Source organism: Cereibacter changlensis JA139, from assembly GCF_003034985.1.
In the GTDB taxonomy this organism is placed as follows: Bacteria; Pseudomonadota; Alphaproteobacteria; order Rhodobacterales; family Rhodobacteraceae; genus Cereibacter; species Cereibacter changlensis.
Map to the genome: position 1 here is coordinate 1 of NZ_PZKG01000069.1, position 22,046 is coordinate 22,046.

A 22,046-nucleotide genomic window follows, 5' to 3' on the forward strand; every position below is an offset into this window, starting at 1 on the left:
ACAGGGCCTGGGGCGCCAGACGGGCCGCGGCGGTCTCGCGCTGCCGTTCGGCGCGGCGGGCGCGGGCGGCGTCGATGAAGGCGTTGTGCAGGATCGACATCAGCCAGAGCCGCAGGTCGCCGCCCTTGCGGAAACTGTCGCGCCGCTCATGGGCGCGGAGCAGCGCGTCCTGCACCAGATCCTCGACATCGGCGTCGTTGCGGGTCAGCACCCGCGCGTAGCGGCGCAGGCTGCCCAGCTGGGCCATGATGTCGAAGGGCGATTTGCGGTCCATCAGCAGGTATACGGAGCTGCGGGCCGAAACAGTCCATCAGGATGGGGATTTATTTGCTTCTGGCGGCGAGGGGCCGACGATGGCAACCGAGTAAGATCCTATTCCTGAAGAGTGATTCTGAGGAATTACACCTCCGACAACAAGCCCACCTCTCGATTGGCAAGGGCTCTGCCCGGAGCCCGCAGCGGGGTAGCGGCCGCCCATCTGGGGAGCTAGAGCTAAACGAAGCAAATTGCGAGCCCGGCGCCGATCCAGCAGAGGCTGATCAGCACCAACAGGGCTGCGAAGATCCCCGCATCATAGGTCTTCGAACCGGACAGTTGTTCTCGACGAGCCACTTCTGCCAATGCTCTGGCGGCAGAGCGGCGCGCGTGCCGGCCAGTTGAGGCGCTGTCACGCGCCATCTCCAGCATCAAGCGAATGTCTGAGGTCAGGTTGTCTGATGACTCAGCCGGCGGCTCTTGATCATTCAATGGCCCGGTCTCCTGAGGGAGCAGAGCATGGCGCAAGAGGGCGTTACGCGCTCGGACCAGGCGATGGATCGCTGCATCGCTCAGCTACCTAAGCCGCGACAGTTCCCACATGTTCCGACGATAATCGCTACCGGTTCATTGTGCGACCAGATGGGGGCTCAACTGAGCGACCGAGCGTCAGCGGACGGGCGACAGAAGACCTGACGCCAAGCCAAAAGGGTTGTCCGCTAGAGGAACACCCATCCGGCAAGGGCTCCGACCCAGCAAAAGACAATCAGCATGACCAAGCACAGCAGGATGAGATCATCGCGCTTGGCCAGAGCGGCGGACCGTCTGCGCCGCGCTGCCTCTGCTCTAGCTCTCGCAGCCGACCGGCGCTCCTCGCTCTCTGCAGTTCGCCCTCTATCGCGAGCGCGCAGCGCTCGCCGGAGCGGGGTCTTACTGGCAGGCTGTCGGGTCTGGGACTTGGCTTCCATTACACACCCCCATCGGGCGCGCATCGTTCCATGCTAAAATTCTACGCAGCAGTCAGATTTTATCAAGCGCGGTTTTCGCCTTAAGGCTAGATCCAAAGTGCGCAGCTTTCGGTACCTCCTCAGGCGGAGAAGCGCAGTGCGCCGTGGATCAGGGACATTAAATCCTTGGGTCCCCACGCTTCTCCGGCGGCCTTATCTGAACCAACGCCCGGTGGCATAGGTGCCCAAATGGCGGGCGGCGGCCGTGCCCACCTCGCCCTCGACATGGCTCACCCTCGGTTTTGGCGGCTTGCCGTTTCGGATACGGAATGTAATAACATCACGTGTCCTAGCCGAGAACTGCACCCCAGATGCCCAGAACTTCCCCGAAAACGCAGCCCCGCAGCGCAGATCCTGCGATTCGCTTCGACGATCTGACCTTGGGCTACGATGGCCATGCTGCGATCCACCATCTGAGCGGAGAGCTTGGACGCGGGACGCTGACGGCCTTGGTCGGGCCGAACGGATCGGGCAAATCGACCTTGATCAAGGGGATCATCGGGCTTCTGAAGCCTCTCGGGGGCTCCTTTACGGTCAGCATGGACCAGACCGTCGCCTATCTTCCCCAGCACTCCGAGCTGGACCGCAGCTTTCCGGCCCGGGTTAAGGATCTGGTGGCGCTTGGCCTTTGGCAGCGCTGCGGTCTCCTGGGGAGACACCAACCCGAGGACCGGAAGAAGGTCAGCGGTGCTTTGACCGCCGTCGGCCTGGACGGCTTCGGCGACCGACCGCTCGACACTCTTTCGGGAGGTCAGTTGCAGCGCGCGCGCTTCGCCCGGGTACTGGTGCAGGATGCCAATCTTATCCTGTTGGACGAGCCGTTCAACGCCGTCGACGAGAAGACCATCCGCGACCTGATCGCTCTAATCCAAGGGTGGCGGGCCGAGGGGCGCACGGTGGTCACTGTGGTGCACGACCTTGATCTGGTCCGGTCCAGCTTTCCCGAAGCGCTGTTGCTGGCCCGCCGTCCCATTGCCTGGGGCCCGACCGCAGAGACGGTGACGCCGAAGAACATGCAGCGCGCCAGACTTTTCCAGGAGGCTTGGGACGACGATGCTCCGTGGTGCGCCCCGGCGATCAGGGTCCGTCCGGGCCGGGCGGCGTGATGCTTGATCTGTTCATCGCCCCCTTCACCGAATTCGCCTTCATGCAGCGTGCGCTGGCCGGCGCGCTCCTGCTGTCGCTGTCGGCCTGCCCAGTCGGCGTCTTCCTGATGTTGCGCCGGATGAGCCTTGCCGGCGACGCCATGTCTCATGCCATTCTTCCGGGCGCGGCAGCGGGCTTCCTGATCTACGGTCTGGAGATCGTGCCGATGACCATCGGCGGGTTGATCGCCGGGGCCCTCGTGGCCACCGGGGCTGGAGCGGTGGCGCGGCTGACGGTACAGAAGGAAGACGCCTCGATGGCGGCCTTCTATCTGGTCTCCTTGTCCATCGGCGTAGTGATGGTCAGCCTGCGCGGCTCCAGCGTCGATCTGATGCATGTCCTGTTCGGCACGGTGCTGGCGCTGAACGATGCGGCGCTGATCCTGATCGGAATCGTGACCGCCGTCACCCTGATCTCCATCGCACTCTACTGGCGAGCACTGGTGGCCGAGTGCCTGGACCCCCTGTTCCTGCGCTCGGTGTCGAAGCTGGGCGGGGTGGTGCATTTCCTGTTTCTCGGCCTCGTCGTGCTGAACCTTGTTGCTGGTTTCCAGGCGCTCGGCACGCTGCTGTCGGTCGGATTGATGATCCTGCCAGCCGCCAGCGCGCGCTTCTGGGTGAACAGCGTCTTTGCCATGTGCCTGCTGGCGGTCGGCATAGGATTTGCCGCCTCGCTCTCAGGATTGCTGCTCTCCTACCATGCCTCGCTGCCGTCCGGCCCGGCCATCATCCTCTCCGCCGGAGCGGCGTATCTGCTCTCTCTGCTGGCCGGCCCGCGGGGGCTATTGCGCCCGCTGCTGCCCGGTCGACACCACCGCACCGCCTGATCATGCACAAGGATCCACCCATGAAAGATTGGCTCACCCGCATCGCCGCATGGTCTGCAATTGCAATCTCGGCAGGCTCCGCCCTGCATGCCGAACCCCTGAAGGTCGTCGCCACCTTCTCGATCCTCGGTGACTTCGCGGCAGAGGTGGGCGGAGAGCGTATCGCGTTGCGCACTCTCGTCGGACCCGACTCGGATGCGCATGTCTATGAACCACGCCCGTCTGACGCCATCGCCTTGGCCCGCGCAGACGTGATTTTGACCAACGGGCTTGAATTCGAAGGCTTCATGTCCCGACTGATCGCCGCCAGTGGGACGGAAGCGCCGATCACTGTGCTGACCGAAGGCGTCGAGAGCATGGAGGAGCCCGGCGGCGGTCACTACCACTATGTGGACGGTCGGGCGATCTTCCACGCTGGCGCACATGATCCGCATGCCTGGCAGTCGGCCACGAATGCGAAGGTATATGTCGGAAACATTGCCGCGGCCTTCTGCGCTGCCGATGCCTCCGGTTGCCAAAGCTATGAGGCGAATGCCGCCGCATACCTTGCCGACCTCGATGCGCTGGACGGCGAGATCCGTTCGGCTATTGCCGCCCTGCCCGGGGACCGTCGCACGGTGGTCGTAGCGCATAACGCCTTCCGCTACTTCGAGACGGCTTACGGCGTCACCTTCCTGTCGCCACAAGGCGTCTCCACCGAATCCGAGGCCGCCGCGGCCGATGTGGCAGGTTTGATCCGACAGATCCGCGAAACCGGCGCGGGGGCAATTTTCGCAGAGAATATCAGCGACACGCGTCTTCTCGAGCAGATCGGCCGCGAGGCCGGGATGGCGCTGGCGGGTACGCTTTACTCGGACGCCCTGTCCGGACCCGAAGGTCCGGCGTCAACCTATCTCGCCATGATGCGCCACAACACCGCTGCGCTGGCCACCGCGCTGGCAATCCAATGAATTTCCGCCGGGCTGGCTTCCGCCAGCGCGGCGCCACCAGTCCCAAATCAAGGAGAACAGGATGTTCAGATATCTTGCGAGCGCCAGCGCAATGGCGCTGATGACCAACGGCCCAGTCTTTGCGCAGGAGCATGATCACGATCACGAAGACGTCACGCTTTACCGCGTCTTCGTTGGGGATCATGCGGACGCCAAAGTCACTGCTTTCGATCTTACCGAGCCCGACAGACGCTGGACCTTCGATACGACCGGTCAGAGCAAGCTCTATGCTGTAGACAACGGCAGCGCGGTCGTGGCCGTCCAGTCCAACGACGACGCAGTCCACTTCTTCACCAGCGGCATTTCCCTGCACGCCCATGGCGACCATGCCGACATCGAGGTCACCGAGCCGGCGGCGATCGACCAGAGCCTGACGGGTCCGCGGCCGTTCCACGTGATTGACCATGACGGCAAGGTCGTCATCAACTTCGACCGCGGTGGCTATGCCGAGATCATTGACGGCCATGAGCTCTCACACGGTGAACTGGAGTCAACTCAACTCAAGCAGGCGCGGGCGCACCATGGTTATGCCGCTCCCATCGGTGACCTCTGGGTGACCAGCGTTGCATCAGACGCACCTGTCGAAGGCGATGCCGCACCATCGCGCGTCGGTCTACAGGCCATCAATGCAGACGGCGCGCCGGCCGGCGATGTCGCCACCTGCACCGGCATCCATGGCGAGGCCTTCTCCGGCGCTTTCCTTGCCACCGGTTGCGACGAGGGAGTCCTGACCGTCAGCGACGGCTCCGATGGTCCGATCATGAAGATGCTGGAATACCCGGACGATCTGCCGACCGGCGAAAGCACCGGGACCCTCCTCGGCTCCAAGAGCATGCAGGTTTTCCTCGGCAATTATGGAGCGAAGGGTCTGGTGGTCATCGATCCGGTTGACGAGCCGCACTTTCGCTACGTCGAGCTGCCGTTCCGACGGGTCGATTTCGTCCTCGACGCCGCCAACGCGCGATTTGGCTATGTCTTGACGGAGGACGGTTCGCTGCACCAACTCGACCTGCTCAATGCCGAGGTGACGAAAAGCGCCAAGATCACCGAGCCCTACTCGATGGATGGTGACTGGAACGATCCGCGGCCGCGCTTGGCCATGGCCGGCGATGAGATCGTCATGAGCGATCCAAACGCAGGCCTGGTCCGTCGCATCTCCAGCGAGTCACTTGAAGAGGTCGGCACGGTCGAAGTTGAAGGACAGCCCTACAATATCGCGGTCGCCGGCGGCAGCGGCGTCGATCATGGCGCTGAAGCCGATGAGCATGAGCACGAAGCCCACGATCATGCCCATTCGCACGATCACGACAGCAAGATTTATCAGGGCTACTTTGACGACGCTCAGATAGCCGAGCGCCAGCTGTCGGACTGGGCGGGCGACTGGCAGTCGGTCTATCCGTTGCTTCAGGACGGCGTCCTTGATCCGGTGATGGAGCATAAGGCCGAGAACGGCGACCAGAGCGCCGAAGAATATCGCGCCTATTATGAAATTGGCTACAAGACCGATATTGACCGCATCACCATTGAGGGTGACGCTGTCACTTTCTACCAAGCCGGCAAGCCGCTCGCGGCCCAGTATGCCAGCGACGGCTTTGAAGTGCTGACCTACGCCAAAGGCAATCGTGGGGTCCGGTTCATCTTCGAGAAAACAGGAGGTGATGAAGCCGCTCCCAGGTTCATCCAGTTCAGCGACCATGCTATCGCGCCCCAGGATGCCGGGCACTACCATCTCTACTGGGGCGATGATCGGGCCGCTCTTCTGGAAGAAGTCACCAATTGGCCGACCTACTATCCGTCTTCTCTGGATGGCGCACAAATCGTCAAGGAGATGATTGCGCACTGAGCGCTGTCAATCAATTAACACGCCGCGCCCGGTAGCCAGCCGGGCGCGGCGCATTTCGCCTCAACGTCGTCAGTTTGCTGATGATCCGTAAGCGGGAAGGGAACCCCGTGGGTTAATGGCGTAGCTTGTCTGAGATAGGTTGTAGCATTGGTCTGATCGCGGGGTCACATGTCTACGACTAGTTCTACGCCTATGCCTACGACTGGTGGCTTTCAGTTGGTCGAAGCGTTCGTCGGGCGGCTGGACGGAGCGCTGGTTGGCAAGCGCCGCCGGTGGTCGGATGTGTTCAAGGCGCAGGCGGTCACTGCGGCGCTGGAGCCTGGGGTCAATGTTTCGGCGCTGGCCTGTCGTCTGGGAGTTTCCCCTCCGCAATTGTTTGGCTGGCGCAGGGCCTTCCTAGTTGAGCCGCCTGCCCGACCAGGAATCCTCTGACTTCAAGGCATTCACAAGCATAAGCAAAGTGATCCTGTCTTCGTCAGACAACTCCACCGAGAGCTCGCCGGTCACTTCCTCGAAGTCGCCACATTCGCCAGATGCGAGTTCCTCTGCGGACAGTGATTTCACATGGTCGAGTATCTTCCGAAAGACAGCTTTGCCAGCTGGAGATAGATCAGAGTAGTGCTCCATCACCTGGCGCGGGACCGGGGTGGCGTGTTCTCCGAAGTCGTCATTCATGATGCTGATCCCGTGAGGTTTCCGAGCAAAATTGGTTATCCCCTCACGAGATGACGGGCAATCGTGGTTCACGCGATTAGCATGGTGGCGCCCGTGCGTCGAATGGACACGCGCCGCCGACATCGCGGAGGTGGCTAGAGTGGCTCATGACGCCACAAGATCGAACTTCGCCTCCGCAGGGCGGGCGGCCGGGACAAGCGGGTGTGCCGCACTCAGAATGGACGACTTGGCTTGGGCCCGGGCATCTCCAACGCTACCCGTCCGGCGGAACGATCTTCGTCCCGGGATCGGAGCGGGATGTGCTGATGTTAGTCGAATCCGGCTCCGCCCGCGTCTTCCTGAACTGCGGCGCCAGGGAGCTGACCCTGTGTCATCTGCGGGCGGGCGGGGTGTTTTCCACACACACCCGCGCCTGGATGGGCGCGCTCGAGCACAGCGAGATCCGCAGCTGGCCGCTCTCCGCGGTGATGGGCGTCATCGCCGAGAAGCCCGCCTTGGGCGCGGCCGCATTTCGCGACGTCGGCCAGATCCTGAGCGGCGCTCTGACCCTAATAGAGGATCTTGCATTTCGGCCGGTGGAGGCCCGGTTGGCCAGCCATCTGCTGCGCCAGCGGGAGAAGCTCGGGACGGACACCTTGCAGATCGGGCACACGGGAGCGCTGGCTGAAACGCTCGGCGCCTCACGACAGACGCTGTCATCGCAGGTCAACCGGCTCATCAGAGAGGGCTTGCTGGCGCGTCCGGACCGGCGCACGCTCGTCCTGCTGGATCCGGGACGTTTGCGCGCCCTGTCGGAAGTGTCAGCCAGCTGACAGTCGCGCCCCTTCAGATTTGCGATGGACCATTGGAAACTCCGAACGCCGAGGAGACCCCGCCACATGCAAGAGCAACCCGTCCCTGATCGCTACAAGTCCTTCATCGGCATCGACTGCGACGCCAATGCGGAACGGATGATGCGGCTCATGCGCGCCGCGATGGAGCGGAGCGACACGCCTTGGGTCGGCTACTTGAGCACCAAGCTGGCGGAACGGGCGAGGATGGGACAGGACGATCTGCACTTCATCGGCAGCCAGATGAACGCGCTCCGCTCATTCTTCGAGGGCATCGACGACGCTGAAGGGCTGGCGCTGCTCAATCATCTCGAGGAGCATTGTTGCTGAGAGGGTCTGGGCGCAACCTGATAAGTCTGCGCCCAAGCAGACATTATTCACCGCGGATCGTGTCTTTCAGCCCGCCCACCGCGTTTTGGACCTTGCCCTCAACCTTGTCCGCCTTGCCCTCGGTCTCGAGTTTGGCGTCGCCAACGGCCCTGCCAACCGCCTCCTTCACGGAGCCCTTGATGACCTTCGCGGAGCCGACGATCCGGTCCTTGTCCATATGCTGTCCTTTCAGGAACGATGAAGACGCTGAATATCAGGCGGCGCCCCCAACGGCGGAATGATCCAGATCAGCCGGCAACGGTAGTCCCGCGCAACCACCTTGTCGCATCGTGCTCCCACCCAGCGATTATGAACTGACGGGTGGCGCCTTCGAGTTTGTTGCGACGTTTCGCACGTTAGTCCCTTCGGCAAAAGCCCAGCTTGCGGCTACCCCCGAACACAGGCTCGACCGTCCGATTTCGCGCGGTAGAGCAATCTATCCGCACGCCGGATCTCGTCATGAATATCCTCCCCGGGCCGAAGAGCTACAACACCCGCCGAGAAGGTAAAGCTCAGTGACTGATGGTCCCCACCTTCAAGGGCAGTCCGACCTGTGACCTCTTGTAGGGCTGCCAGCCTGAGTTTCGCGGTTGCAAGCGAGCAATTCGGCATGAACAGCAGGAACTCTTCTCCGCCGATCCGGCCAAGCATGTCGATGGTTCGGTTGTGGCTGACGACGTCCCGGCAGAAGGAGACAAGGGCCGGTCGCCGACAGCGTGGCCGTGAAGGTCATTGACCTTCTTGAAGTGGTCGAGGTCCAAGACCGCGAGAGAGAGAGATCTCCGGAGCGTTCTGCGCCCCGAGCCACTGGGCGAGAAGTTCCATTATGTAACGCCGGTTCGGCAGCCGTTCTACGTGAAACGGATCCTTCTGGCCGCCCGCGCCAAGGCCTTGCCGCAGAACTCGGCATTTGGCTGTTCCGCTCAAGGGCGAGGTGCTATCGCGGGGCGTCCCCTGAAAGGTGCCCTGATGAGCCGAACAATCCAGCTTCTTCGTCGCCAGTCCCTGCGCAGCTGGATGATCTTCGCCATGATCTGCGCGGTGCTTCCGCTGCTGCTCAGTGCGACCATCGGCTACTCACTCTATCACCGGACGATCGTCCAGCCGTTCCGGGAGGTGCTGAGCCTGCAGCATGATGTGCTGGTCGGGCTTGAAGGGGTCCAGGGCCGATACTGGACCATCGCCGGTGCGCTGAACGACTACGTGTTGACCGGCGATGAGGAGCAGAGGCAGATATTCGAGGCGGCTCGGCTCGGCGTGGAGGAGGAGTTCCGAAATCTCGAGGCCAATGCGGCGACCAGCCCGCACCTGCGCGACCAGATACATGCGGCGCGCCAGATCTGGGCGCAGGTATCGCGTCATTCGGCGGCGGTCATGGCCCAGCCGCGTGACGGCATTGGCGCGATGGTTCCGGACCTCGAGCGCGTTGTGGCCACCGAACAGGAGATCCCCGCCGCGGCCCACCAACTCGAGTCGGTGCTCATGCGCATGCGGGACGCCAGCGAGGTCAGTCACGCGGACGCGCTGCGCGCCTTTCGTCAGCTGGAACTCGGGGCACTGGCGGCCATCCTACTGTCGCTCGGCATGATGGGGCTGGGCGGCTTCATTGTGAACCGGGCCATCGTCCTGAGCGCGGATGAGCTGGTTGCGGGGGCGAAGCGCTTTGCCTCCGGTCGTCACGACAAACCGGTGCTGATCACCGTCCCGCCGGAGTTGGCCGCAGTGGCGGACGCCTTCAACAGCATGACCCGCACGATCATCGCGCAGGAGGCGCAGCTCGCCGAACACGCCCGGCGAGACAGCCTTACCTCCTTGCTGAACCGGCGGGAGTTCGACAGCGCCTTGGCGATGCACATGGACCGTCTCGAGAAAGGCGGCGCGCCCTTTGCGCTGCTCTTGGGGGACGTGGACCACTTCAAGCAGGTCAACGATCAGCACGGTCATGTGGTCGGCGACGAGGTGCTTCGCAGTGTGGCGGTCAAGCTGCAGGCCGGCTCACGCCATGCAGACACGGCTTTCCGATATGGCGGGGAGGAGTTCGCCCTGATCCTGACCGATACGAGCCCGGAGGCGGCGCTGCTCACCGCAGAACGACTGCGTCTGGCCATCGAAGATGACCGTATGGCAAGACGCGAGACGGATGCTCCCAGGGTGACGATCAGCTTTGGGCTGGCGTTCTGCGAAGCCGTGATGGATCCTGACGTCCTCGTCAGGGCCGCGGATCAGGCGCTTTATGAGGCGAAGGCCCGCGGCCGTAACCGGATTGTGGTCAATACGGCGGTCTGAAGCTCGCTCTATCCGGCGGAGCCCTCGCATCATGACACATCTATATCGCATAGTGGTTGTGTTTACCTTTTTTAAAAGGTGCAGTTTCCGCTAGAATGGCCCCCTGGGGCCTCGATCATTCAGATCGTCTGGATGCGCGCCTCTTCGCTTCTCGGACAATCAAGATGAGCGCCATATCAAAAAGAGATTGCCGTGGGGCTGATGACAACGGACCAGGTGAGGAGCCGCACCGGATCAGCGGTGCGGCCTTGGAGGGTGCTCTGATGAGCACCCCTGACCTCGTCGCCCTCTATGACCGGGATGATCATCTGCAGACTGCGAACCCCGCCTACTGCGAGGCCTTCCACTGCGACCCGGCCGGTCATCCCGTGTGGGCCGACCTCATGAGGGCAAACTTCGAAAACCGGCGCGGTCCGATTATCGTCACCGACGACATAGAGGAATGGCTCGTAGCGGCCGGAGCACGGCGGAGAAGTGCGCCCTACCGATCATCCGAAGCCGCCCTGCACGACGGAAGATGGCTATGGGTGACCGAGACCGTGTCTCCGGAAGGGCAATTGCTCCTGCATGCCTGTGACATCACTTCGCTGCACGAGGATAGCCGGCCCTTGCGGCAGGGGCCGGAGACGGTCCGGCGTGCGTCCTGGACCGACAATCTAAGCAAGGTTCCCAATCGCCGCTATGTCATGGAGCGGCTTGAGCGATGGGTCGCGGCGCAGCGGAAGCTGCCCGACCCGGGGCATCATGCCCTTGCGATCATGGATCTCGACAGCTTCAAGGCCATCAACGAAACATTCGGCATTGAATACGGAGCCTCGATCCTGACTTCCTTCTGTCGAGATGTGATCAGCCTCATAAGGCCGCTCGACCTGTTCGGCCGAATTGGTGGGGAGCAGTTTCTCCTGCTGCTGCCAAATTGCACATTAAGGATCGCTCAGGACCGGCTGGACCAACTCCAGCGAAAGCTCGGCCGCCATGCCGTCGACGAGGACCATTCACAGATGCGCTATTCCTTCTCGGCCGGTCTTGTTGCTGTCAATTTGGACGAAGACATTCACGAGACCCTTCGGCTTGCAGACAAGATGCTCAACGCCGCAAAATCAAATGGCCCGGGGCACGTGCAATTATGCGGATCTACTGCAGTCAGAAAAGGGTTGGGCATTCCAACCCGTCCTTGACACAGACGACGGCGAACATGTGTGGTGACGCTTGATAGAAATTCAGGGTCATCGCGTATGACGAATCGAGATCAGCTGCCACTCCGATTTGTCTTGGTTCAGGATACAAACGCGCAGACAAGTCATGTGAATGGTCACGCTGCCATGGCGGCCTGAATTACAGGTTGTTGCATCGTCTCGAAGCTGGGCCGGGCAACCAGATAGCCTTGGATAAGACTAATGCCGAACCTGCGGATTACTTCGAGCTCCTCAAGGGTTTCTACGCCTTCGCATACCGTCATCACCCCCAAGTCGTTGAGCATGGTCGAGATGTGCTGCAGCATGGTCTGCTTCACCGGATCGGAGTCGATGCCGCGGATCAACCCCATATCAAGCTTCACGATGTCCGGCTGCATTTCGGCAAGCAGAAGCAGACCGGAGAAACCTGCCCCGAAATCATCGATCGCTGTCTTGAAGCCTATTTCCCGGTAAGCCCTGAGGATCCCGCGAAGATGATCGACCTTCAGTTTCTCTGACTCGGTGAACTCGAAGATGATACGGTCTGGAGGAAGCCCCGTGCGCTCGGCAGCAATTAAGGTCTGCCGGATGCATGCACGCGGCTCGTAAATTGCGTTTGGCATTATGTTGATCGACAGTAGCTCCTCGCCATCCAAGATGTTCAACCCGTGCGCCAATTCGATTGCGCGCACTCGACAAGCTTGGTCAAAGGCGTAACGGTTCACCTCTGTCACGGCAGAAAGCACAGTCCCTGCACCCTCACCGCCCTTGCCTCGCACCAGTGCTTCTTGGGCGAAAACCTTGCCAGTCTTCAAGTTTACGATTGGTTGAAACGCCATCGAAAAAGGCTGTTCGAAACCGCTCCCATCCTTGCAGCCTACGCAACCGATGCTCATACCAGCTGCCTTCCAGTTCACACGAAAAAATCGCCCCGTGAGGCCTCGAAGGCGCAGACAGTAGCTCATCTCAACTCAGAGGAGAGCATCCGGTTCCCATCAAACACCATCGGGCTGAGGCAGCCTGGTTTCGGATGCCGCCGCCGCGGGTCGTAGAAGCGCTCGATGTTGTCGAACGCGTAGGCTCGGGCTGCGTCGCCGGAGCCGCCACGCGCGGAACCCACCATCAGTCCGTCAGTTGGTATCGACTGGCAGCGCCTCTCAACTGGGCCCAAAAGGAGTGAGCAATGGATCGTTTGAGCATCATCCTCACCTTGGTCACCGGCGCGATGATTACCGGCGGGCTGGTGATCATTGCCTTCAGCTTTGGCTATTACGGCTGGGGCCCGATCGTCGCGGCGCTGGTCATCGGGCTGGTCCTGGCATGGCCCGCGGCCTGGCTCATCTCGCGTCGGATAAAACGCCAGGATCCGGCTTGGGACGAGACCCATGTGGAGCATGTGCCCTCGCCTATTCCGCAGCCTGGTGCTCCCGAAGTCTGATGGCTTTGGTCTCCTCGAATGAGGCCCATCACCGAGAAATCCTGATCAGTCGTCAGGCGGAGCGCACTGACGCCTTTGCCCGGCACCAGCATTTTGTCTCCCACGCCTCGCGGCGATCAGCTATGTGTCATTCTGTAGAGCCAGGTTTCCGACGCGGCGCGATCCTGCCTTTGCAAGATCACCCTCAACTCCACCGCGGGCGCGTCCATCGTTACGAATAACGACAGCCGCATTCCGCCCGTATCGGGCACGCGGCGAAGGGAGATTCCATCTACACGGCCATCGACGACTTCGACGACCGGGACAAGGTCGGCGGGCGGCGCGGCGCCGATCATTGGAACGCGAGAGCTTGGCGCGAAATCGATCACGATCTCCCGCTTGTCGTCGGGCCCGGGCGCCCTGCCCGATGCGCTTCCCGCCACGCGCAACAGATCAGCGCCTCCGGTGATCCTGCCGGACCAGTGGAGTGTGTAGTCAAAGGTGATTTCGCTGCCTGCACGCAAGGGCTCTTCCGGCCGCCAGTATGCGACAATGTTGTCGGCATACTCGTTGGCTGTGGGGATCTCGATCAGCTCGACCCTGCCCCTCGGCCAGCCGTCGCCCGGCTCGACCCGGCACCCCGGCCTGTGGTGATAGTTCGCCTCCGCATCCTGATAGCTGCTCCAGTTCCGATCGCGCTGCGCCAGACCGAAACTGCTAACCACACCGCTCGGCCCGGCGAGGAAGGAGGAAGCCTGCAGATGCTCCGGATTGGCCAAGGGCCGCCAGACGGACTCCCCGGTATCCATTTCTATCTGCAGCCCGTCGGAATCATGGACGCGGGGCCGGTAGTCGTCGACCGTCTTCTTTTCCAGCGGGCTGAACCAATACATCGATGTGAGGGGGGCCAGTCCGACATTTACGAGATCGACGCGTGGAAAAAGCGTGGCCGTCACGTCGATCACGGTCTTTGCAGAGTCGGCTGCGCTGTCGTCCATGTCCGGACGGACAACGAAACGGTAGGCTCCCGTCACCGACGGACCATCCAGCAGGGCATGCAAGATGATCTCTCCCGCGCCCGGCTGCGGCCGTTCGATCCAGGCTTCGACAAACGAGGGAAACTCCTCGCCATCCGGTTCGCCGGTGCGCAATGCGATACCGCGCGCGGAAAGGCCATAGACCATTCCCGGAGGGATTACGCGGAAATAGCTCGCACCTTGGAAAACAAGAAATTCGCGCGCGATGCGCCCCGCCCCGACTTGTGCCATGAGACGGTAACCGGAATAGCCGATATCGCCATCCGACACCACGGGCGGCGCTTCCCCGTCGAACCGGAAAAGGTTCGCGTCGTAGGCCAGGGGATAGACGATGCGGTCGATGACCAGGTTCAGCGCCATCCGACCGGTCTGGATGAAACCGCGATGCAGGGGCTGAAGCTCGAATCCAAACGGTTGATCCCGCCAGAAACCCTTGTTGTCCCGGTAGACAATCCGTCGGTAGTCGTCATAATCAAGCGCCCGAAGTCCATCGGACAGAAAACCGGAGCTGGCTTGGTAAGGCAGTGCGGCGAGAGCTCTGGCTCGATCGCGCACGAGGTCTGCGACCGATCCACCGGCGGGCGCCATTTGATCGACGTCCGCCGCCCGGGCGGCCGATCCTGCGAGCAAGGCCAGACTTGCCGTGGTGGTCGTGAACGCAGCCGCAAACGAGATACAGAAAAACCGGCGATGCATGGGACTGACACTCCGAATACAGACACGGGCACAACTTTTGTCGGACGTGCGCGTTCCATGCGCGTGATACGCGCCGGACCGACTGCAACGTAGAAAGTCTGGCGAACTCAGCGCGACCGGCATGGCTTGAAAGGTGTAGGCTTGGTCGCCCGTCAGATGGATGGTGCGAAATGTTCAAAGCGAGACGCCGGGCTGACCGGAACAAGACAGTGAAGCTGGGGGAGGCTGCGTTTGCCGGCCATCCGGATCCGCTTCTGGTTTGTCATGCAGATGGAACTGTGCTGGCTGCCAACCATGCAGCCGTTACAGGGTTTGGCTTTGACCATACCACGCTGCTGCAGTTGCGCCTCGCCGACCTTTGGCTGGGCGATGGGATCAAAGGCTCTGGCCCGGTAGACGCGACCTTCCGTCACGCGCAGGGGTATCTCCTCTCGGCCGTCGCGACGACACGGATCATAGCGATCGAGGGCGGGGATGCTCTGCTGATCACGGTGCGGGATCTGGCGCTACAGAAAGAGAAAGACGAAAGCGCTTTGCCACCGGCGGCGCCCTTGGCTCTCTTGGAGCAGATCAATGACGCCTACTTCCTCGTCAGCCGCGACTTTGTCTTCATCTTCATCAACCGTGAGGCCGAGCGACTGCTCAAACGTGATCGCGGCACTCTGATCGGGCGCAGCTTGTGGGCCGAATATCCGGCGCTGTCCTTGAACGGTGTGGCGGAGACCTACCAGCGATCGCTGGCCACGGGCGAAAGCCTGCAGGCGGAAACCTACGCCCCAAATCTCCAAAGGTGGTTCTCCTTCAAGACCCACCCCGGTCCTGCCGGCCTCTTTGTCAGCTTCCATGATATCACCGCGGAACGGGCGCAACGCGACCGGCTACGCCTTCTCGATGCAGCCGTCGCGCGAATGAATGACCTCCTGTTGATCACGGATGCAAAGCCCATCGACTTACCCGGGCCGCGCATCGTCTACGTCAACGACGCCTTCACCCGTCGCACCGGTTTCTCCAGCGATGATGCGATCGGCCAAAGCCCCCGTATCCTGCAGGGCCCCCGCACGCAGCGCATCGAGTTGGACCGGGTCCGCATGTGCCTTGAAGCCTGGAAGCCCGTGCGTGCGGAGCTGATCAACTACACCAAGGACGGGGAGGCGTTCTGGCAGGAACTCGACATCACGCCCATCGCCGACGAGATCGGAAGGATCACCCACTGGGTGTCAATCTGCCGGGATATCACAGAGCGAAAACGCTCCGAAGAGCGGTTGAACACGGTGATCGAGTCCGCCCGTGTTGGCCTCTGGGAATGGTCCCTCTCCGGAGAACACCAGGAGCGAAACGACAACTGGGCCGCCATCCTCGGCTACGAGGCGGGTGATTTGCACGGCTTCCACAAGACCGACTGGCGCAGCCATGTGCATCCCGATGATCTGCAAGTGGTCGATGCCGGAATCGCGGCAGCGCACGCGGGCCGGGATGCGTTGGAGACGGAATACCGGATGCGGCACAAGGATGGGCGCTGGATCTGGGTGATGGACCGCGGCCGGGTGCTTCAACGGGACAGGGATGGCGCCCCGGTTTTTACCGTGGGTGTGATGATGGATATCACCACGCAGAAGTCCCGCGAACTGGCGTTGCTTGAGGCGCAGGAAGAACGGGATGCTGCCGAATCCCGGTTCAGGAATGTCGTCGCGGTCAGCGAGGACGCGCTCTGGGAGGTCGATGCGGGACTTCGCTTCACCTTCTTCTCTCGAGAGTTTGTCTCTGGAGCGCGGCGCGCCGCGGGCTTTCCGGTCGTTGGCCTGACGCTTATGGACTGGCTGAATGAAGACCCGGCAGCTCGCTCCAGTGCAGATTGGAACAAAGTCGTCCTCGCCTTTGAGGAACGACGAGCGTTTCGCGATGTGGTGTTTCGCACTGGACGACTGCGTGGGCGGGGTTCGGAACTACTCAGTGACCGTTGGATGCGGGTGATGGGCGCTCCGTTCTTCGGCCCGGACGGCAGCTTCTTAGGCTACCGCGGCGTCGCCTCCGATGTGACACAGCTGGTCCTGGCGCGAGCTGCCGCCGAAGCGGCGAACCAGACGAAATCCGCCTTCCTGGCGAACATGAGCCATGAGCTGCGAACGCCGCTGAACGGCGTTCTCGGCATGGCCGAGGTTCTGGACAGGTTGCTGACTGATCCTGGCCATCGGAAAATGACCCGCGTGATCATTGAGTCCGGAACGCTCCTTCTGAGCATCCTCAATGACATCCTGGACATGTCGAAGATCGAGGCGGGCAAGCTGGATCTGGAGGAGCTGCCCTTCAGGCCAGTGGATGTGGCTCAAAAGGCAGCGCACCTGCACGGGCTCAGCGCGCAGGAGAAAGGGCTTGCCTTCGAAGTGCTTGTGGGCGCGGGCGCCGACTTGATGCGCAAAGGCGATCCTCATCGCGTGCAGATGATCCTGCATAACCTGATCAGCAATGCGATCAAGTTCACCGACAGTGGTGAAGTCACCTGCACCATCAGCGGGAAAGCCGGCGCTCCCTTGACGATCATGGTTGAGGACAGTGGCATCGGCATGACCGAAGCTGAGACCGACGCCGTCTTCGACGAGTTCAGCCAAGCCGACAGTTCCATTACCCGGCGCTTCGGGGGCACTGGCTTGGGACTGGCGATCACCCGAAAGCTGGTGGTTCAGATGGGGGGAGAGATCGCGGTCAACTCGCGCTCCGGACTGGGAACGACGGTAACGGTTTCACTGCCACTGCCGATTTGGGAAGTGTAACTCTTGGCCGTTCGAAAATCATGCGACGGCTCCGGGGAGCCTTGTGCGCCGTGCAATCCCCGAAGATCGGCGCTGACCTTCCAGCCCAAAGCCTCGGGCCGCCGCGCGGTCCTTCCAAGAGCGGATCGCCGCCGTGTGTAGCGCGTCAACCAGCATGTCCGTCGTATTGCCTGATAAAGGAATGTTCCCGAGGCGATGGCTGACTGTTCAGCAACAACCAGCTTGGCCGACGGACATGCTGGTTGACGCGCTACAATTGCCGCATCGGATGGCTCCAGTCGCCTTCCAGGACAGTGATCAAGTCACAGACGGGGAACAAAATCCGGAGCAAGCTGAAACAGGTCCGCAGCCGCTCAGGCTTCGGGGTCCAGCAGCCCACGCCGCGATACGCGCCAGCGACACCCATCGAAAGTGAATGCCATGTCCATTGCGGAAGATACCGACGGCACACGCCGCGACTTCCTGAATTACGCCACCGTGGGGGCAGCCACGGTCGCCACCGGGGCGGCGATCTGGCCGCTGATCGACCAGATGAACCCATCCGCCGATGTCATGGCCTTTTCCGTGATGCTGGTCGATGTCGGCAGCCTCGAGGTCGGCACGCAGATCACGGTGAAGTGGCAGGGCAAGCCGGTGTTCATCCGCCGCCGGTCCGAGGCCGACATCAGCCTCGCGCGCTCGATCCGGCTGAACGACCTCGTCGATCCGATTGCCCGGAACGCCAATCGCGACCCCAAGGCAGATGCCTCGGACGCCAACCGGACGCTGGACGAGGCCGGGGAATGGCTCGTGCAGATGGGGGTCTGCACCCATTTGGGCTGCGTGCCGATCGGCGATGGCGCGGGCGACTTCGGCGGCTGGTTCTGCCCCTGCCATGGCTCGCATTACGACAGCGCCGGTCGCATCCGCAAAGGTCCCGCGCCGGAAAACCTGCCGGTGCCGATCGCGCGCTTCGTCGACGAAACGACGATCCAGCTGGGCGAGGTCGCGTGACCATGATCGCGGCAGGCGCAGCCTGCGCCACGGCGCGGGCGCAGGCAGCCGGGACGCCGCCTGCCGAGCCGACCGACGGCAGCCTCTGCAAGGGCGGTCACCGGATGATCCTGCGGGTCCATTACGAGGACACCGACTTTTCCGGGATCGCCCAACACACGAGCTATCTGCGGTTTCTCGAAAGGGCGCGCAGCAATTACCTGCGTCTGCACGGTATCTCGCAGGGAGCCATGTTCAGCGGCCAGGACGCCATGCTCGTCGTGCGTTCGCTGACGCTTCAGTTCCTGCTGCCCGCGCGGATGGACGACCTGTTGCAGGTGACGACCAGGCCGCATCTGGTCAGGGGGGCGAGCGTTGCTCTGCACCAGCAGATCCGCTGCGGCGACAGGGTGCTGCTCGAAGCCGAGGTCAGGGTCGCCTACGTCGCCGAAGGACGGCCAGGCCCGCTGCCGCCGCCGCTTCGGGCCGCGCTGCTCCGCGATGCGGCTGTTCCGCCCCCTGTGGCGCGGCCCTCCCCCGGCTTTGCAACGGGACAGACACGACAGCCCTCACCGAATCCAGCAACAGGACATTTCGCCATGCGCTTCGCCGTCGCCAGCCAGAACTTCCGCACCGTGACCGGCCATGCCGGCAAGACCCGCCGCTTTCTCGTCTTCGAGGCCACGACCGGCCTGCCGCCGCAGGAGGTGGAGCGGTTCGATCTGCCGAAGGATCAATCGATCCACGCCTTCAGGGGCGACGGCCCGCATCCGCTCGATTCAGTCGGCGTGGTGATTGCCGCCAGCGCGGGCGACGGATTCATCCGCCGGATGGCCGCCCGCGGCGTGGTTGCCGTCGCGACCGCCGAGACCGACCCGGCGCTGGCGGTGAGCGGCTATCTCGCCGGCACATTGAGCCCCGAGGCGCCGCATGAGCATGACGATGCCGAGGAGGCCTGTGGCTGCGCCCAGGGCTAGAGGCCTTCCCCCCAGCGGGATGGCCAGCGCCGCGCCTGCATTGGGCGCGATGCAATGCGTTCTTGGGAATCACGACTTCGATTGCGAGGATTGACGACATGACCCGCCTTGCGGGACGACCGCCCGTGTTGGCTAGAAAGTGAGCACGGTCGTCCTGCTGTCCACTATCTCCGCCGCCATCGCATCCGGGGCCGCCGCAGTGACCCCTTGAAGCAGGACAGATGCGTCGCTGCCCTTCCCCGGCAGGTAAATCGCGCAGACCTGAACCTTGACCGCCGATCTCGCCATCAGGTTGAGCAACATGCCTTGCGAACTCGCCTTCATGGGGGGCTGCGGGGCCCAAACGCTCTCGGGCCCGTCTTCCAGCGCCATGTCACCCGCAGGGCCGCAAAGCAGCACTCGCGCCTCGGCACCCTTTGCGACTGCGTTGGCTGTCAACACCATTGCCATCAACTGGATCTGCGGGTCTGCGGAGGTAACGATGGTCAGAAGCTTCGGATTCGGCTCTGCGTGTGCTGGCATGGCGATGGCCGCGGCGATGAGGCCTGTCTTGATAATGCTGTTCATCAGTTCTGCTTCCTGTGGTTGCGCGCTGGCTGCAACTCTGCCTCGTCACAGGCTCGCGGCGTTGGCGGTTCAACACTCCCCGCTCACTGCTTGCCGCATTGTGCGCGCCCCGTATGTGACAGACGTCACACAGGACACGAATGCTGCAAACGAGGTTATCGACTTAAGCAATGCTAGGTAGGAGATGAACCAAGTTGCGGGATGGACCGCGATACCGGCTTCGGGTGCAATTGGGGCATGAGCGAGCCCCTGATTGCTCAGACTCTGATGCCAAAGCGCCCTGAGATCCTCGGGCAACTCAAGGTGAGGACGGCGGTGCAAAAGTCGGTCGCGGTAGCGGCGGGATGAGCCTGTTGCGGGCGGCGTAACAGTCGTCCAGCTTTTCCCTTCGGAGTTGCCGTTTCCGTTGCTCGGCTTCGACACGGACAACGACAGCTGCTTCATGAACGAGACGATCAAGGACTGGTGTGAGGCGGCGCAAGTCGCCTTCACCCGCTCCCGGCCCTATCGCAAGAACGACCAAGCTCATGTCGAGCAGAAGAACGGCGCCGTCGTGCGCCGGATGGTGGGCTATCGAAGATACGCGGGCATCGCCGCAACCACCGAGCTGGCGCGGCTCTATCGCAGCATGCGGCTGTTTGTGAACTTCTTCCAGCCCTCGTTCAAGCTAATGGGAAGTCTCGGGACGGCGCTCGAGTATCGAAGCGCTATCACGCCCCTCTGACACCATTCCAGCGCGTGCAGGCCCATCCCGCCGTTTCCGATGCGGCAAAGGCCGCCCTCGCGGCGCAGTTCGAGGCGCTCGACCCGGTTGTGCTGCTCCTTGTGGCGCGACAATCTGTGTGAGAAGGCTCTAATCCTGTTTGTCGCGCCGCAGCGGCGTGCCAGTGTTGCGGGTCTCGTGCCGTCTGCCATAGCGATGCTCTGCCAGATACCGCTCCCGTCGATTGTGTGCGTGTGGGAATCACTCGCCGCCTGCCATGCCTCTGTCACATCCCTATTCTTCTGCGCGCGCGTATATTGCGGGCAGCCTGAACCAACAGGAAAAGGCCTCAACCGAAAAGCGGTATTAAGGGTATTGCCAGCAGGACCAGACTCCAACCGGAGCCCGCATCCCAGACATCGCGGGTATTGTTCCTATAGGCTCGCGCCTGAAATACCCCGTTATTCATGCCGCCGGCGACAACCACCATATCGTCCTCCTCGATTATGATGGGCCGGTCGAGGGAGATCGAGACAGGGGTTTTCCCGATCCTGAACGCCAAGGGCTTTCCCCCCGAAGCCGATTGAGATTGGTGAACACCCTTTGCGCGCCCGTCCAGGGTGGAAACTTTCACAGACATCAGAGTGATCTCCCATGGTTGATAACGGGCTTGAGATGATCATTCCATCGCGGGGCTGATGTGAGGCGGCGCCTCTTGTGGCGGCAGAGGAGTCGAGGCGCTTCCAGGTTTCGCCTATCGTCCTTGAACGGAACGGTCTTCGACCTAGATGGTCGGATCAACATAGGTGCCTCCTGCAGCATTTATCAGGCCGTCCAGAGAACTGGCCTCGACCATGGTCAGCCTATTCAGAGAGATTATGCCTTCAGCCTGAAGCGAAGTCAGACAACGCGTGACTGTCTCGGTGGCCATTCCGAGACAATCCGCCATTTCTGCCCTGAGGAAAGGGATCTGGAAAGAGGCAGGCCGGTCCGAAGGCACGTCGGGCGGCAGGCGCTGCAGGGCGATCACGACGAGCAGGCGCGCAACTCTTTCCCGCGCCGTTCCAGCGCCCAGAACTGTGAGCCAGTCACGGGCGGCGTCTAGTTCAGCCAGACGAAGAGCGAGGAGCTTCTGGTTAATCACGGGGTAGCGAAGCATCAGGTCCTCGAAAGCGCCCCGGTGCATTGCGCAGACCGTGACGTCGCTGACCGCCGTAATTGTCACCGGAGCAGTCGGCCGTCCCGGCCAGCCAAGGACGCTGGTCGGCGTGGCAAGACCGATGATCTGCTGCCTGCCATCCATGAGAGTGAGGGTCATCTTGGCAATGCCGCGGCTTATTGACCCGACGAAGCCCATCTTTTCTCTCGCGGCCACGATGACCCGTCCTGCAGCGTAGCTGCGATGAAAGGCTGTCCTAGCGTGCGGCAAAACGCGCGACTGCGCACTCGCGAAACAGATGAGGCATTCGGTAGTCTGACAGATAGGCAAGTCTTTAGGCATGTCGATA

Annotated in this window: 22 protein-coding genes and 2 pseudogenes; 14 read left to right on the forward strand and 10 right to left on the reverse strand. The window is 62.2% G+C overall.

Features of this window, described 5'->3' with window-relative positions:
• A partial coding sequence (locus C5F48_RS14300; protein ID WP_146170607.1) for a sigma-70 family RNA polymerase sigma factor occupies window positions 1-274 on the reverse strand: 274 nt, incomplete at its 3' end.
• A 218-nt stretch (window positions 275-492) separates the two neighbouring features.
• Window positions 493-747, reverse strand: a complete 255-nt coding sequence (locus tag C5F48_RS24830) for a hypothetical protein (protein WP_146170608.1) — start codon at window positions 745-747, stop codon at window positions 493-495.
• An 826-nt stretch (window positions 748-1,573) separates the two neighbouring features.
• Here C5F48_RS24830 and aztA point away from each other — a divergent pair.
• The 5 genes from aztA (at window position 1,574) to C5F48_RS26445 (ending at window position 6,498) form a co-directional block, all read left to right on the forward strand.
• Window positions 1,574-2,368 (forward strand): zinc ABC transporter ATP-binding protein AztA, encoded by a 795-nt coding sequence (gene aztA, locus C5F48_RS14305; protein WP_107664578.1) that lies wholly within the window; start codon window positions 1,574-1,576, stop codon window positions 2,366-2,368.
• Window positions 2,368-3,234, forward strand: coding sequence for a zinc ABC transporter permease AztB (gene aztB, locus C5F48_RS14310; RefSeq protein WP_107664597.1), 867 nt, complete (start codon window positions 2,368-2,370; stop codon window positions 3,232-3,234). Before aztA ends, aztB begins: the two co-directional genes overlap by 1 nt.
• A 20-nt stretch (window positions 3,235-3,254) precedes the next feature.
• The gene (aztC, locus tag C5F48_RS14315) at window positions 3,255-4,184 is read left to right on the forward strand and encodes a zinc ABC transporter substrate-binding protein AztC (protein ID WP_107664579.1); all 930 of its coding nucleotides are present in this window, start codon (window positions 3,255-3,257) and stop codon (window positions 4,182-4,184) included.
• A 1,252-nt stretch (window positions 4,185-5,436) separates the two neighbouring features.
• On the forward strand, window positions 5,437-6,066 hold the full coding sequence (locus C5F48_RS25695) for a ZinT family metal-binding protein (RefSeq protein WP_245941528.1): 630 nt from the start codon (window positions 5,437-5,439) through the stop codon (window positions 6,064-6,066).
• Between the two features lie 192 nt (window positions 6,067-6,258).
• Window positions 6,259-6,498, forward strand: coding sequence for a transposase (locus C5F48_RS26445; protein WP_373454344.1), 240 nt, complete (start codon window positions 6,259-6,261; stop codon window positions 6,496-6,498).
• On the opposite strand, the gene C5F48_RS24835 is transcribed toward C5F48_RS26445, so the two are convergent.
• The gene (locus tag C5F48_RS24835; RefSeq protein ID WP_111467564.1) at window positions 6,463-6,741 is read right to left on the reverse strand and encodes a hypothetical protein; all 279 of its coding nucleotides are present in this window, start codon (window positions 6,739-6,741) and stop codon (window positions 6,463-6,465) included. The two genes, C5F48_RS26445 and C5F48_RS24835, sit on opposite strands and share 36 nt — an antisense overlap.
• A gap of 305 nt (window positions 6,742-7,046) precedes the next feature.
• Between C5F48_RS24835 and C5F48_RS14330 the strand changes: the two genes are divergently transcribed.
• Together C5F48_RS14330 and cowN are read left to right on the forward strand one after the other, a co-directional pair.
• Window positions 7,047-7,553, forward strand: a complete 507-nt coding sequence (locus tag C5F48_RS14330; protein ID WP_245941527.1) for a Crp/Fnr family transcriptional regulator — start codon at window positions 7,047-7,049, stop codon at window positions 7,551-7,553.
• Between the two features lie 66 nt (window positions 7,554-7,619).
• Window positions 7,620-7,901, forward strand: coding sequence for a N(2)-fixation sustaining protein CowN (cowN, locus tag C5F48_RS14335; RefSeq protein WP_107664583.1), 282 nt, complete (start codon window positions 7,620-7,622; stop codon window positions 7,899-7,901).
• 43 nt (window positions 7,902-7,944) lie between these two features.
• Here cowN and C5F48_RS14340 read toward each other — a convergent pair whose 3' ends face one another.
• Both C5F48_RS14340 and C5F48_RS26450 read right to left on the reverse strand, forming a co-directional pair.
• Window positions 7,945-8,118: a CsbD family protein gene (locus C5F48_RS14340; protein ID WP_107664584.1), complete on the reverse strand. Its 174-nt coding sequence runs from the start codon at window positions 8,116-8,118 to the stop codon at window positions 7,945-7,947.
• A gap of 209 nt (window positions 8,119-8,327) precedes the next feature.
• Window positions 8,328-8,713: pseudogene (locus C5F48_RS26450) on the reverse strand (GGDEF domain-containing protein); the annotation flags it as partial.
• A gap of 196 nt (window positions 8,714-8,909) precedes the next feature.
• Here C5F48_RS26450 and C5F48_RS14355 point away from each other — a divergent pair.
• Both C5F48_RS14355 and C5F48_RS14360 read left to right on the forward strand, forming a co-directional pair.
• Window positions 8,910-10,226 (forward strand): diguanylate cyclase, encoded by a 1,317-nt coding sequence (locus C5F48_RS14355; RefSeq protein WP_107664587.1) that lies wholly within the window; start codon window positions 8,910-8,912, stop codon window positions 10,224-10,226.
• 263 nt (window positions 10,227-10,489) lie between these two features.
• Window positions 10,490-11,404: a GGDEF domain-containing protein gene (locus tag C5F48_RS14360; RefSeq protein ID WP_170139749.1), complete on the forward strand. Its 915-nt coding sequence runs from the start codon at window positions 10,490-10,492 to the stop codon at window positions 11,402-11,404.
• 134 nt (window positions 11,405-11,538) lie between these two features.
• On the opposite strand, the gene C5F48_RS14365 is transcribed toward C5F48_RS14360, so the two are convergent.
• Window positions 11,539-12,366: an EAL domain-containing protein gene (locus tag C5F48_RS14365; RefSeq protein ID WP_211314691.1), complete on the reverse strand. Its 828-nt coding sequence runs from the start codon at window positions 12,364-12,366 to the stop codon at window positions 11,539-11,541.
• 218 nt (window positions 12,367-12,584) lie between these two features.
• Between C5F48_RS14365 and C5F48_RS14370 the strand changes: the two genes are divergently transcribed.
• Complete coding sequence (locus C5F48_RS14370) at window positions 12,585-12,839, forward strand: ABC transporter permease family protein (protein ID WP_107664590.1); 255 nt, start codon at window positions 12,585-12,587, stop codon at window positions 12,837-12,839.
• A gap of 116 nt (window positions 12,840-12,955) precedes the next feature.
• On the opposite strand, the gene C5F48_RS14375 is transcribed toward C5F48_RS14370, so the two are convergent.
• Window positions 12,956-14,551 (reverse strand): OpgD/OpgG family glucan biosynthesis protein, encoded by a 1,596-nt coding sequence (locus C5F48_RS14375; protein ID WP_170139748.1) that lies wholly within the window; start codon window positions 14,549-14,551, stop codon window positions 12,956-12,958.
• Window positions 14,552-14,760: 209 nt separating this feature from the next.
• Here C5F48_RS14375 and C5F48_RS14380 point away from each other — a divergent pair, with 209 nt between their 5' ends.
• The 3 genes from C5F48_RS14380 (at window position 14,761) to C5F48_RS26075 (ending at window position 19,268) form a co-directional block, all read left to right on the forward strand.
• The gene (locus C5F48_RS14380; protein ID WP_181247703.1) at window positions 14,761-17,319 is read left to right on the forward strand and encodes a PAS domain S-box protein; all 2,559 of its coding nucleotides are present in this window, start codon (window positions 14,761-14,763) and stop codon (window positions 17,317-17,319) included.
• A 420-nt stretch (window positions 17,320-17,739) separates the two neighbouring features.
• Window positions 17,740-18,312: a ubiquinol-cytochrome c reductase iron-sulfur subunit gene (gene petA, locus C5F48_RS14385; protein WP_107664593.1), complete on the forward strand. Its 573-nt coding sequence runs from the start codon at window positions 17,740-17,742 to the stop codon at window positions 18,310-18,312.
• A gap of 104 nt (window positions 18,313-18,416) precedes the next feature.
• Window positions 18,417-19,268: a YbgC/FadM family acyl-CoA thioesterase gene (locus C5F48_RS26075; RefSeq protein ID WP_245941526.1), complete on the forward strand. Its 852-nt coding sequence runs from the start codon at window positions 18,417-18,419 to the stop codon at window positions 19,266-19,268.
• Between the two features lie 132 nt (window positions 19,269-19,400).
• Here the strand turns inward: C5F48_RS26075 and C5F48_RS14400 are convergent, their stop codons facing one another.
• Window positions 19,401-19,835, reverse strand: coding sequence for a hypothetical protein (locus C5F48_RS14400; protein WP_107664594.1), 435 nt, complete (start codon window positions 19,833-19,835; stop codon window positions 19,401-19,403).
• Between the two features lie 367 nt (window positions 19,836-20,202).
• On the opposite strand from C5F48_RS14400, the pseudogene C5F48_RS14405 reads away from it, so the two are divergent.
• A pseudogene (locus C5F48_RS14405) lies at window positions 20,203-20,657 on the forward strand (ISNCY family transposase); the annotation flags it as partial.
• A gap of 230 nt (window positions 20,658-20,887) precedes the next feature.
• Here the strand turns inward: C5F48_RS14405 and C5F48_RS25700 are convergent.
• Together C5F48_RS25700 and C5F48_RS14415 are read right to left on the reverse strand one after the other, a co-directional pair.
• Complete coding sequence (locus C5F48_RS25700; protein WP_146170609.1) at window positions 20,888-21,178, reverse strand: hypothetical protein; 291 nt, start codon at window positions 21,176-21,178, stop codon at window positions 20,888-20,890.
• A gap of 144 nt (window positions 21,179-21,322) precedes the next feature.
• Window positions 21,323-22,046: Crp/Fnr family transcriptional regulator (locus C5F48_RS14415; protein WP_146170610.1), on the reverse strand; the 724-nt coding region annotated here is incomplete at its 5' end.

Coding starts and splice junctions, on each gene's coding strand:
- aztA (WP_107664578.1), top strand. CDS start 1,574: ATGCCCAGAACTTCCCCGAAAACGCAGCCCCGCAGCGCAGATCCTGCG.
- aztB (WP_107664597.1), top strand. CDS start 2,368: ATGCTTGATCTGTTCATCGCCCCCTTCACCGAATTCGCCTTCATGCAG.
- aztC (WP_107664579.1), top strand. CDS start 3,255: ATGAAAGATTGGCTCACCCGCATCGCCGCATGGTCTGCAATTGCAATC.
- C5F48_RS26445 (WP_373454344.1), top strand. CDS start 6,259: ATGCCTACGACTGGTGGCTTTCAGTTGGTCGAAGCGTTCGTCGGGCGG.
- C5F48_RS24835 (WP_111467564.1), bottom strand. CDS start 6,741: ATGAATGACGACTTCGGAGAACACGCCACCCCGGTCCCGCGCCAGGTG.
- C5F48_RS14330 (WP_245941527.1), top strand. CDS start 7,047: ATGTTAGTCGAATCCGGCTCCGCCCGCGTCTTCCTGAACTGCGGCGCC.
- cowN (WP_107664583.1), top strand. CDS start 7,620: ATGCAAGAGCAACCCGTCCCTGATCGCTACAAGTCCTTCATCGGCATC.
- C5F48_RS14340 (WP_107664584.1), bottom strand. CDS start 8,118: ATGGACAAGGACCGGATCGTCGGCTCCGCGAAGGTCATCAAGGGCTCC.
- C5F48_RS14355 (WP_107664587.1), top strand. CDS start 8,910: ATGAGCCGAACAATCCAGCTTCTTCGTCGCCAGTCCCTGCGCAGCTGG.
- C5F48_RS14360 (WP_170139749.1), top strand. CDS start 10,490: ATGAGCACCCCTGACCTCGTCGCCCTCTATGACCGGGATGATCATCTG.
- C5F48_RS14365 (WP_211314691.1), bottom strand. CDS start 12,366: ATGAGCTACTGTCTGCGCCTTCGAGGCCTCACGGGGCGATTTTTTCGT.
- C5F48_RS14370 (WP_107664590.1), top strand. CDS start 12,585: ATGGATCGTTTGAGCATCATCCTCACCTTGGTCACCGGCGCGATGATT.
- C5F48_RS14375 (WP_170139748.1), bottom strand. CDS start 14,551: ATGCATCGCCGGTTTTTCTGTATCTCGTTTGCGGCTGCGTTCACGACC.
- petA (WP_107664593.1), top strand. CDS start 17,740: ATGTCCATTGCGGAAGATACCGACGGCACACGCCGCGACTTCCTGAAT.
- C5F48_RS26075 (WP_245941526.1), top strand. CDS start 18,417: ATGATCCTGCGGGTCCATTACGAGGACACCGACTTTTCCGGGATCGCC.
- C5F48_RS14400 (WP_107664594.1), bottom strand. CDS start 19,835: ATGAACAGCATTATCAAGACAGGCCTCATCGCCGCGGCCATCGCCATG.
- C5F48_RS25700 (WP_146170609.1), bottom strand. CDS start 21,178: ATGTCTGTGAAAGTTTCCACCCTGGACGGGCGCGCAAAGGGTGTTCAC.